This window comes from Arthrobacter sp. TJ-240, from assembly GCF_058269195.1.
In genome coordinates this window covers 312,448-324,116 of the sequence record NZ_JBZCNG010000003.1, presented here as the reverse complement: position 1 = coordinate 324,116, position 11,669 = coordinate 312,448, and the positions used below count along the sequence as shown (strand labels likewise).

At 68.3% G+C, this 11,669-nt stretch carries 7 protein-coding genes; 3 read left to right on the top strand and 4 right to left on the bottom strand.

What is annotated here, in order from left to right; genetic code table 11:
* Positions 1–63: 63 nt before the first annotated feature.
* The 4 genes from AC4D2C_RS09810 to AC4D2C_RS09795 form a co-directional block, all read right to left on the bottom strand.
* On the bottom strand, positions 64–1,473 hold the full coding sequence (locus AC4D2C_RS09810; protein WP_490914461.1) for a sensor histidine kinase: 1,410 nt from the start codon (positions 1,471–1,473) through the stop codon (positions 64–66).
* A gap of 15 nt (positions 1,474–1,488) precedes the next feature.
* On the bottom strand, positions 1,489–2,820 hold the full coding sequence (locus tag AC4D2C_RS09805; protein ID WP_490914460.1) for a BTAD domain-containing putative transcriptional regulator: 1,332 nt from the start codon (positions 2,818–2,820) through the stop codon (positions 1,489–1,491).
* A gap of 242 nt (positions 2,821–3,062) precedes the next feature.
* The gene (locus AC4D2C_RS09800) at positions 3,063–5,429 is read right to left on the bottom strand and encodes a DEAD/DEAH box helicase (RefSeq protein WP_490914458.1); all 2,367 of its coding nucleotides are present in this window, start codon (positions 5,427–5,429) and stop codon (positions 3,063–3,065) included.
* A gap of 48 nt (positions 5,430–5,477) precedes the next feature.
* Complete coding sequence (locus AC4D2C_RS09795; RefSeq protein ID WP_490914456.1) at positions 5,478–6,128, bottom strand: GNAT family N-acetyltransferase; 651 nt, start codon at positions 6,126–6,128, stop codon at positions 5,478–5,480.
* Positions 6,129–6,214: 86 nt separating this feature from the next.
* Here AC4D2C_RS09795 and trhO point away from each other — a divergent pair, with 86 nt between their 5' ends.
* The 3 genes from trhO (at position 6,215) to topA (ending at position 11,625) form a co-directional block, all read left to right on the top strand.
* Positions 6,215–7,141, top strand: a complete 927-nt coding sequence (gene trhO / locus AC4D2C_RS09790) for an oxygen-dependent tRNA uridine(34) hydroxylase TrhO (RefSeq protein ID WP_490914455.1) — start codon at positions 6,215–6,217, stop codon at positions 7,139–7,141.
* Positions 7,141–8,757 (top strand): DUF7059 domain-containing protein, encoded by a 1,617-nt coding sequence (locus AC4D2C_RS09785; RefSeq protein ID WP_490914453.1) that lies wholly within the window; start codon positions 7,141–7,143, stop codon positions 8,755–8,757. The genes trhO and AC4D2C_RS09785 overlap by 1 nt, the downstream gene beginning before the upstream one ends.
* A gap of 120 nt (positions 8,758–8,877) precedes the next feature.
* Positions 8,878–11,625: a type I DNA topoisomerase gene (topA, locus tag AC4D2C_RS09780; protein WP_490914451.1), complete on the top strand. Its 2,748-nt coding sequence runs from the start codon at positions 8,878–8,880 to the stop codon at positions 11,623–11,625.
* Positions 11,626–11,669 lie beyond the last annotated feature (44 nt).

Genomic DNA, 11,669 nt, shown 5'->3' with positions numbered 1-11,669 from the left:
ACCTGCGGGCCTCAGGGTTGAGCACGAAGCACGACGGCCGACAAAATCACAGGGCCTTCAAGATCACAGGGCCTTCAACGCGTCGATGTCCTTCACCGAGGATCTCGACGAGTGCTTTCCGGACCAGCGCACGGTGGGGGTGGACACCTTGAACGTGGCCGCAATCGATGTTCCGTGTCCCGGTGCGGAGCTGATACTGAGGGAGCCTCCGGCCTGCCGGATAGTGTCCCCCAGAATTCTCAGGCCGAAGTGGCCTTCAGGCCCGGTCGCTGTCGCATCGAAGCCGACGCCATCATCAGACACCGTGATCTGCGTCTGCTGGCCGGATTGCCGGATGTGTATCTCCACTGATTGTGCTGAGGAGTGTTTGGCGGCGTTGACCAGTGCCTCGCGCGCTACACGATAGACCAGAACGGCCTGTTCCCGATCCAGGGCGAAAGTGTTCGGGATGTGGATGCTGAAGGCGATTCCGCGCTCTACCAGGAACGTCTCAAGCCGTAGGAGAGAGGCCTCCAGCCCCAGTTCCTCGAGATCCGGAGGGTAGAGCTCACTGGTCATGGCACGTAGTTTCCGGACATCGTGCTGCAGCATCGTTCGCGCATGGGTGAACACCGGGCGGAGCTCGGACGCGCCACAGCGTTCCTCCGACTCCAGGGCGTACGCCAGCCCGGACAGGTCCTGGATGACTTCGTCGTGGAGCTCACTGGCAATCTGCCGCCGCTCATGGTCCGACGCCTCTATTGCACAACGCAGTAAGGCGTTGCGTGTGGCCTGATGCACCTGGATCCTGCGGGCCAGACGAACGGCCGGCACGAGTTGCGCCAGTTGCAGGACTCCCAATGACAGCACCATCGGAGGGATCATGCCCAACAGGACGGCGTTCTGTTCATGGCGCACCACGTCCCCGGAGGAATAGGTTTCGAAGATCATCGGCGACCCGTTCTGGGAGGTGGAGCGGACATAAACCTCCACGAGTTCGCCGGATCCCGCCTCGAATTCGTTCTCGTCTGCCGTCTGGTACTCCAGCGTTGCTGTTCCTTGTCCGCCCTCGAGGAGCAGGCGCGCCCACTCACTCTGTCCGAAATTCTGTCCGATGAGCGATCCCATGTCCGAGTAGACCACCTGACCGTCTTCATCCCACACCTTGATCCTCAAGAGGCTGCCGCTTCTCAGCCACGGCGCCAATCGCTGATCGAGCAATTGCAGGGCTGCGGGGTCGCGAGCCAGGAGTTCCTTCGTGATCAGCGGTGCGACGACGTTGTCGGCCAACCGCTGGGTGATGTCTCGGGCATTGGCGAGGGCATGCCGCTCCGCTTCCGCCCGCACCCAGAAAGCGACCGGCGTCGCGACGAGAATGAGGGCAAGGAATCCAGCCGTGAGGAACCGTAGGACAGCTGATCGGACCTCACGTCGTTCGGCGACTCCTCGAACAGGTGAGTCATCAGCTGGAGCGCCCGCTGGAGGTGCGTCCACGATGGCTGTGCCTGGTCAGGCTTCGGTCGGAACCGGTGAGGGTCCAGCCGTGGTTCCGAGCCTCGCTACCAGCGAGGGGTGAACGATCATGTTCCCCGGGCGGGCGTGCCTCAAAGTGTCCAGCGTGACTCCCAGAGCGCCGTCCTTGGGAAGGAACCCGCAGATTCCCATGCGTGCCGCTTCGCGCAGTGCCTCTTGGGACGGGTTGCCCGTAAGCATGACGATCCGCGCCTCAGGAGCTTCGGAGAGTATGCGCTCGGCCGCGTTGAGTCCTGATCCGTCAGCAAGGTACAAATCCATGACGACCACATCGGGCCGCAGTTCGTGGAACATCATGGCGGCTTCGTCCACCGTCTTCGCGGCGCCGACACTCCGGAAATCGGGTTCCCTGTCCAACGCTCCGGCCAGGAGGTCCGAGAAAGTGGTGTGGTCATCGACGATCAGGATGTTCAGGCGCTCGCTCTCCTGCCTGGGTGCAGCAGAATCCCAGAACCCGTTGTCGGCCCGGGTGGTCTGGGAGTTCCGGAAGCCCGTCTCACGACTCGGAGCAGTCGTAGCCAGCAACCGGGCGTGTGCCTCCTGAAGTCGCGCACTCGGAGCACACCCCAGTTCATCGTCCAGGACCCTTCGGCAGCGATCGAAAGTGCGCAGCGCCGCGGTGGTTTCTCCCTGGCCCTCGAGTCCCAGTATCAGGGCCATCCAAGCCCTCTCGTTCAAAGGGTCCTCCCGGATCGCAACCTCACCCCACGCGGTAGCCCTGCCGACCTCCCCTACCTGGATTGCTGCTTCGGCAGCCAGAACCCGGGCGAGACGAACCCGCTCGGCGTGGAAGACCCGCTCCTCTTCGGCCCAGGTCGGCAGGACCTCGTCGCCCAACAGCGGAGCGGAAGCAAGGTCCAGTGCTTCACTCAGCAATTCGAGCGCTGCATGCGGCGGAGCGGACTCCGCCTGCTTCGTCGCCGCTTCGAATCGGTCCAGATCGAGGTCGACCAGCGAGCGATCCATTACGTACCCGCTCGAAACGGTGCGTAGGGGGCCCATTCGGCCGGCGCCCGGCTGAAGGCTGCGCCGTAGAACGCTGACGTAGCTCTCCAGGGTGGGCAATGCCACCGCGGGATGCTTGTCGTTCCACAACAAATCCATGATCCGGGTCTTGGACACGGCCGAACCGAAGTTGAGGAGAAAGATCTCGAGCAGTTGGCGCGGTTTCGGGCCACCGAGCTCGCCGGCAGTGACCTGCGTCTCACCGCGTCGAACCGTCAGCGGCCCCAGCACTGAAATGGTCAGCCGCGATACGTCGCCGCACTCCACCGAAGGGCCGCCTGACAAGCGTGCTTCCTTCGCCATATCCAAAGTGATCACAATGCCCTGCCCAGTTCATCGAGTCCGTGGTTTCCATCTAAGGCCGCGGTAGCGTCGAGCACCACAGAGGTACCTACGCGATCCGCGGAGGCGGCTACTGAACGAGGCCGTCGAGCTACTCGACCCGATCGCTCTGCTACTGCGACGACATCCGGGGACCATGAGCCGGGCAGAGGTGATCAACTGTTCCCTGAGGAGCCATGCCCGAACCTCGCCCACCGACGCACCTACGCCGTCGTGGGGCCCTCCGCACTCGAGGTGGCCACCCCGCCGGCGGCACCCGCGGCCTGGGTGAGGATGAGGGACAGCACGGCCACGGCACCGCCCTTGCTCAGCGGATTGTTCCTGTTGCCGCACTTCGGGGACTGCACGCACGAGGGGCAGCCGGACTCGCACTCGCACGCCTCGATGGCGTCTCGAGTCGCCGACAGCCAGGTGCGGGCGGCTTCGAATCCGCGCTCGGCGAAGCCCGCTCCGCCGGGGTGCCCGTCGTACACGAAGATGGTGGGCAGGCCCGTGTCGGCGTGCAGCGCCGTCGACACACCTCCGATGTCCCACCGGTCGCTCGAGGCCACCAGCGGCAGCAGCCCGATCGCGGCGTGCTCGGCGGCATGGAGCGCTCCGGGGAGCTCCTCCGCGAGGATGCCCTCTGCCTCGAGCAGCTCGGGGCTGATCTCGAACCACACGCTCTTCGTGAACAGGTCACGGGCCTCGAGCTCGAGGGGTTCCTCCCCCAGGATCTCGTTGGAGGAAAACGCCTTGCGCTGGAAGGACACCACCTGGGTGGTGACCTTCACATCGCCGAAGTTCGCGAGAACGCCGCCCCACAGGACGCTGACATCGCGCCCGATCACCTCGATCTGCGTGACGTCCCGCGCCTGCGTGTAGTAGTCGGGATGGGCGCGGGACACCACCGCGCAGTGGTCCTGCTCGTTGAGCTCCTGCACCACGAACGTCCGGCCCTGGTGCACGTACACCGCACCCGGGTGCGCCTGGTAATGGCTCTGCGGCGAGTCCATGGTCCCCAGCAGGGCGCCGGAGTCAGCGTCGACGATGTTGATCGGGCCGCCGCCGTCGGCCCGGAGGTTGACCATCGCCGCCGCACTCTGGGGGTGGGTCCAGAACCAGCCCGCGGGCCGTCGCCGCAGGAAACCCTGCTCGCACAGGGTGCCGAGCAGGGCCTCCGACGTCGCCCCGAAGAGTTCGAGGTCCGCTCCCGTGAGGGGGAGCTCGGCCGCTGCGGCGCACAGGTGCGGTCCGAGCACGTAGGGATTGGAAGGGTCGAACACCGTGGCCTCGACGGCGAGGTCGAACACGGCCTCCGGATGGTGCACGAGATAGGTGTCCAGGGGATCGTCGCTGGCGACGAACGCGGCGATGGCGTCCTGGCCGGACCGCCCCGCCCTGCCGATCTGCTGCATGAGGGACGCGCGGGTTCCCGGCCAGCCGGCCACGAGGACGGCGTCGAGGCCGGAGATGTCGATCCCGAGTTCCAGGGCGGAGGTGCTCGCCACTCCCAGCAGCTCGCCGCTGCGCAGCGACGACTCGAGCGCTCGTCGCTCCTCGGGGAGATAGCCCGAACGGTAGGCCGCGATGCGGTGCGGCAGGTTCGGGTGCACGTCCTCGAGCATCCGCCGGCTGGTCTGCGCGATGCTCTCCGCCCCGCGCCGGGACTTGATGAACGCGATGGTCCTCACCCGGGCGGAGACCAGGTTCGCGAGCAGGTCGGACGTCTCGGCGATGACGGTCCGCCGGGAGGGCGCGCCGTTCTCGCCCTTCAACCCGGTGAGCTGCGGCTCCCAGAAGGCCACCGTCGTGGAACCGTGCGGTGAGCAGTCCTCGTCGACGGCCCGCGCGGGAGCGCCGATCAGCCTGCTGAAGGACGCGGCGGGCGCCGCCGAGGTCGCCGACGCCCCGATGAACACGGGATGCGCCCCGTAGCTCGCGCAGATCCTGCGCAGACGCCGCAGGAGGTTCGCGACGTGGGATCCGAACACCCCCCGGTAGCTGTGCGCCTCGTCGATGATCACGTACTTGAGCCGGCGGAAGAACCGCGCCCACCACGTGTGGTTCGGCAGGATGCCGTAATGGAGCATGTCGGGGTTCGCGAGGATCAGGTTGGCGTGGTCGCGGATCCAGCGCCGAGCGCCTGATTCCGTGTCACCGTCGTACGTCTCGGCCCGGACGGTGGGCAGCTTCAGTGCATTGATGGCCGAGAGCTGATCGGCGGCCAGCGCCTTCGTGGGCGCGAGGTAGAGGGCCACCGATCCGTTCGGGGCCAGCGTGACCCGGTTCGCCAGTTCGCTGCGGTGGATCTCGTCGAGCACCGGCAGCTGGTAGCAGAGCGACTTCCCGGACGCGGTACCCGTGGCGATGATGGTGTGCGCTCCGTCGTGGGCGGAGGCGGCACCCTCCACCTGGTGGCGCCAGGGCTCGCGGACGCCGCGCAGGGTGAACGCGGAGACGACGTCGGGGTGGGCCCACTCCGGCCACGGGGCGTGCTCGGCGTCCCGCGCGGGGATCTCCCGGACATGCAGCAGCTGCTCAGGGTCGGGACCACCCCCGAGCAGGGGAATGAGGGAGTGCGCAGCCACGCCGCAATCATCGCACCGGCACACGCGGGGGGACGGCGGAAACGGCCGTTATCCTCTGATGACGAACACGTCGGCCAGGTACTGCCAGCCGAGGAACTCGTACAGTGCCCGCCCATCGGCGGATGCCATGAGCAGGCCTGCGGTGACGTCATCCTCCAGCACCGCTGCGGTGAGATCGCGCATCACGTAGCTGGCCAGCCCACGGCGCCGGAAGAGTTGCTCGGTGACGATGCGGTCGTAGACCGCGTACTCGCCCACCACCGAGACCGACCCGCGGGCCGCCAGGACGCCGTCGGAGCGGACCGTGACGCGGCGGCAGGCTCCCTCGCGGGTGCGCTCCAGGGCGAAACCGTCGCCGGGGGGCCGCGGATCCTCGACGTCCTGTCCGCCCATGTCCACGCGCATCAGCGACTGCTGGCGGTCGGTCACGCGCATGCCGAGCGGCCCGACGGCGTCGATCAGGGCCTGCATCCGGTTGGTGACGACGGTCAGCAGCCGCAGGGGGTCCTCCCGGATCTCCGACGCCACGTCGAGCAGCTGCTCGTCGGTGGGCTCGAAGAGGAAGTGTTCCGTCTGGTTCTGCTGGTCCGTCAGGAGCACGGAGATGGTGCGGCCGTCGTCGTGCGGTTCGTAGCCCCTGCACGCGGACCACCCGGTGATCCAGGTCCGGAGGAGTTTCCTGTCTGCTTCTGCGCCCATGTGCTGAACCCTAGTTCCCGGCGGGGAGGATGCACATAGTCGGCCGTGAGGGTGACGGTTTCGAGACGCAAAGTAGGCTTTAAAACGTGTCGATGAACCGTATTGCCCTGTATTACGCCTTTGCGCCCCTGCCCGATCCCGAAGCCATCCGGCTGTGGCAGCGCGCCCTCTGCGAGAAGTGGGGGTTGCGCGGAAGGATCCTCATCTCCAAGGACGGCATCAACGGCACCGTCGGCGGCGAGATCGGTGCGGTGAAGCAGTACGTGAAGACCACGCGCGAGTACCCGGCCTTCAAGGGCATGGAGATCAAGTGGTCCGACGGCGGTGCCGACGACTTCCCGCGCCTGAGCGTCAAGGTCCGCGACGAGATCGTGTCCTTCGGCGCGCCCGGTGAACTGAAGGTCGACGAGAACGGCGTGGTGGGTGGCGGCACGCACCTGGCGCCCGAGGAACTGCACGCGCTGGTCGACGCCAAGCGTGCGGCGGGGGAGGAGGTCGTCTTCTTCGACGGCCGGAATGCCCTCGAGGCGCAGATCGGACGGTTCAGGGGCGCCGTCGTGCCCGACGTGCGGACCACCCACGACTTCGTGCGCGAACTCGATTCCGGCCGGTACGACGACCTCAAGGACAAGCCCGTGGTCACCTACTGCACCGGTGGGATCCGGTGCGAGGTGCTCTCCAGCCTGATGGTGAACCGCGGCTTCCAGGAGGTCTACCAGCTCGACGGCGGGATCGTCCGCTACGGCGAGAAGTACCGCGACGGCGGGCTGTGGGAGGGGTCCCTCTACGTGTTCGACAGGCGCATGCACCTGGAGTTCAGCGACGACGCCGTCACCCTCGGCAAGTGCGTGCGGTGCCACGCGCCCACGAGCGCCTTCGAGAACTGCTCCAACCCCGCCTGCCGCAACCTCACCCTGTACTGCGCAGGATGTGCCGCCGACCCCGTCACGCTGCGCTGCCCGCAGGGCTGCGAACCGGACGAGGCCGAGGCGACGGCAGCGGGCGCCGCCTGATGCCGGCGGCCACCGCCCGCGAGGAGTTCGACGACGACGTCGCCTCGGCGCCGTCCAGCCACGACCTCGCGGCGCTCGAGGCGCTCGCGGCCGACCTGACAGCGCTCGACTACACGGTCGACGGCGTCGAGGCGCTTCTCGGCAGCGCCGCCTACGCGGCGCTCGGCCGCAACCAGCCCGCGCCGGCGCTGCTGGAGGGTCGGCGCCTCCTCGGGACCGGCGGCGGCGGCCATGCCGTCCCCGTGCTGCTGTGGCTCCTGGGTGAGACCGTGGCCGAGGACGACCTCGCGAAAGCTTTCCCCACCATCGGCGTCGCAGGCCTCGAAGGGCTCAGGCTCATCGAGCCCTTGGTTCTGCGCTCCTGGCGTGCCGCCGTCGAGCTCCGCCCCTACGCCTCCGACGTCGGCGGCAATCTCTGGGTGGCGAGCGATCTCGGCTCCGAGCAGCGCCCGGGGCCGCTGCCCCACGACCACGTCCTGGGGATCGGCGGTGCGTCGCTGACCCTGGCGCAGGCCGTGATGAGGGCACCCGTGGACCGCGCGCTCGACCTCGGCACGGGCTGCGGCATCCAGGCCTTCCACCTCCTGTCGCACGCACGCCATGTCACCCTGACCGACATCTCCGTGCGTGCGCTCGCCTTCGCGCGCTTCAACCTCCTGCTGAACGCCCCGGCCCTCGGCCTCGACGCGCAACGAACCGGCGAGCGGGTCAGCCTGCGGCTCGGCAGTCTGCTCGAGCCGGTCGAGGGGGAGCGGTTCGACCTCGTGGTGTCCAACCCTCCCTTCGTGATCACCCCGCGCACGGGTGACCCGGCCGAGTCCTACACCTACCGCGACGGCGGCCTCGCCGGGGACGCCATCGTGGAGACCCTGGTCCGGGAGCTGCCCGGCATCCTCACGCCGGGTGGGGCGGCGCAGCTGCTCGGTAACTGGGAGATCACCGAGGGCACCGGTTGGGAGCGGCGGATCCGCGGCTTCGTGCCGCCCGGCGTCGACGCATGGATCATCCAGCGCGAGCAGTTGACGCCCGTGCAGTACGCGGAGACGTGGCTGCGGGACGCCGCCGAGAACCGGGACCGCGACGCCTATCTGCGGAGCTTCGCCGACTACCTCGCGGACTTCGCCTCCCGGGACGTCGAGGGCATCGGGTTCGGGTCGGTGTGGCTACGGCGCCCCCGGAAGCCGAGCGACCTCGTCCGCGTGGCGCTCGAGGAGATCACGCACGAGATCGAGCAGCCGGTGGGTCCGCACCTGGCGGCCGCCGTCGGACGCGGGGACTGGCTCGCCGAGCACACCGAGCAGGCCGCATCCGGTATCGGGCTCGCCGACGAGTTCCTGCTCGTGGCCGATGACGTCACCGAGGAACGGCACCAGCGGCCCGGGGCGGAGCACCCCGGCGTCATCCTGCTGCGGCAGGGGGCCGGGCTGCGCCGCACCACCCTGTTGAGCACGGAGCTCGCGGGCTTCGTGTCCGCGTGCGACGGCGATCTGACCGCGGGCCAGATCGCCGGCGCGCTGGCGATGCTGCTGGATCGTCCCGACGCGGCCTTCACCTCGGAACTGCTCCTGGATGTCGAGCAGCTCGTCCGCGAGGGGTTCCTGATTCCGGCCCCCTGAAACCAGCGGTTACCCTTGTGCAGGTACTCATGACGCATACTGGGGGAGCGCGGCCAGCGGCATTCGGACCGGATGCCCGCGTTCGATCCGCGGCATCGCACCCGTATTCATAGGAGAGAAGTGCCGACCAAGGCCACGGACAAGAAGCACGGCAAGAAGCTCGTCATCGTTGAGTCCCCCAGCAAGATCAAGAGCATCTCGGGCTACCTCGGTGAGGGTTTCCAGGTCGCGGCGTCCATGGGGCACATCCGCGACCTGCCCCAGCCGTCCGACCTCCCCGCCGAACTGAAGAAGTCCTCCGTGGGCAAGTTCGCGGTGGACCTCGACAAGGACTTCGAGCCGTACTACGTGGTCTCCCCCGAGAAGCGGAAGACCGTCGCCGAGCTCAAGGCGGCGCTCAAGGACGCCGACGAGCTCTACCTCGCCACCGACGCCGACCGCGAGGGCGAGGCCATCGCCTGGCACCTGCTGCAGGTCCTGAAGCCGAAGGTCCCCGTCTACCGCCTGACCTTCGGCGAGATCACCAAGGAAGCCGTCACCCGCGCCCTCGGGGAACTGCGCGACGTCGACATCCCCATGGTCGACGCCCAGGAGACCCGGCGCATCCTCGACCGCCTCTACGGCTACGAGATCTCTCCCGTCCTCTGGCGCAAGGTGGCCCGCGGCCTGTCCGCCGGTCGCGTCCAGTCGGTGGCGACGCGCCTCGTCGTCGAGCGGGAACGCGAGCGCATGGCGTTCCGTGCGGCATCGTACTGGGACCTCACCGGCACCTTCACGCCCGAGGACTCCGCCAAGGGCGGCGCCTTCCCGGCCAAGCTCGTGGCCGTGGACGGTAGCCGTATCGCCTCCGGCAAGGACTTCTCGGACCGTGGTGAGCTGAAGGCCGCCAACGCCGTCCGGCTCGACGAGGACGCCGCGCGCTCACTCGCCACGGGTCTGGAGAGCGCCGCCTTCGAGATCCGTTCCGTCGAGACCAAGCCCTACACGCGCCGTCCCGCGGCGCCGTTCACCACGTCCACCCTGCAGCAGGAGGCGGCCCGCAAGCTGCGCTTCAGCTCGAAGGTCACCATGCAGGTGGCGCAGCGTCTGTACGAGAACGGCTACATCACCTACATGCGTACCGACTCCTCGGCGCTCTCGGACCAGGCCATCAACGCTGCCCGCCGGCAGGCCTCCGAGCTGTACGGCCCGGAGTACGTCCCCGAGGCGCGCCGCGTGTACAAGGGCAAGGCCAAGAACGCGCAGGAGGCCCACGAGGCCATCCGCCCCGCGGGCGACTCGTTCCGCACCCCCGCGCAGGTGGCCCAGTCCCTCCGCGGCGACGAGTTCCGCCTGTACGAGCTGATCTGGAAGCGCACCGTCGCCTCGCAGATGGCCGACGCCAAGGGATCGACGGCGTCCCTGCGCCTCGGTGCGCGGAGCACCGACGGCCGCGACGCCGAGTTCGCCGCCTCCGGTACGGTCATCACGTTCCGCGGCTTCCTCGCCGCGTACGAGGAGGGCCGCGACGCGAGCCGATCCGAGGACGGCACGGACGACGACGCGCAGGGCACGCGCCTGCCCGAGGTCGCCAAGGGCGACCCGCTGGGCGCGACGGCGATCGAGGCCGTCGGCCACGAGACCTCGCCGCCCCCGCGCTACACCGAGGCATCCCTCGTGAAGGTGCTCGACGAGCGCGGCATCGGTCGCCCGTCGACCTATGCGGCGACGATGTCCACGATCATGGATCGCGGCTACGTGAGCGCCCGCGGGCAGGCCCTCGTGCCGAGCTGGATCGCGTTCTCGGTGGTGCGCCTGCTCGAGGAGCACTTCAACGACTACGTCGACTACGACTTCACGGCGGAGCTCGAGGAGGACCTCGACCGCATCTCGCGCGGTGAAGCGGGCCGCGTGGAGTGGCTCAACCGCTTCTACTACGGCGACCGCAAGGACACCGGGCTGCACACGATCGTCTCCGAGCTGGGCGAGATCGATGCCCGCAGCATCAACTCGGTGGAGATCGCCGAGGGCATCACGCTGCGTGTGGGCAAGTTCGGCCCGTACCTCGAGAAGCCGCTGCCCGCGGACGCCCCGGAGGGCACCGAACCGCAGCGGGCCAACGTGCCCGAGGACCTCGCACCCGACGAGCTGACCGTCGAGAAGGCCCTCGAGCTGATGGAAGCCCCCACCTCGCAGGAGCGCGTGCTGGGCACCGACCCCGAGACGGGGCGCACCGTCGTGGCCCGCGACGGCCGCTACGGGCCCTACGTGATCGAGTTGATCCCCGAGGTCACCGCGGAGGACCTCGCCAGCCAGCCGGTCGAGTACTACAAGAACGGCAAGCCGAAGCCCCCGAAGAAGCCTGCGAAGGTCAAGCCGCGCACGGGGTCCCTCTTCAAGTCGATGTCCGTGGACACCGTCACGCTCGAGGATGCCCTGAAGCTCATGAACCTGCCGCGCGTCCTCGGGACGGATGAGGACGGCAAGGAGATCACGGTGCAGAACGGCCGCTTCGGCCCGTACCTGAAGAAGGGCAGCGATTCGCGGTCCATCGGCTCGGAGGAGGAGATCTTCACGATCACCCTCGAGCAGGCGCTGGAGATCTACAAGCAGCCCAAGCAGCGCGGCGGCCGCACGGTCACCCCTCCGCTCGCCGAGTTCGGCGACGACCCCGTGACGGAGAAGCCCATCGTGGTGAAGGACGGCCGGTTCGGCCCCTACATCACCGACGGCATCACCAACATCACGGTGCCGGGCAGCACGGCGATCGAGGAACTGACGCGTGAGCAGGCGATCGACATGCTCGCCGAGAAGCGGGCCAAGGGCCCGGCGCCGAAGAAGACCACCCGGCGGGCGCCCGCCAAGCGCAAGGTCTCGGCGGGCAAGTAGCCCCCCGCGGCACGCGGACACTGGACACAAGCGGGAGTAGAGCT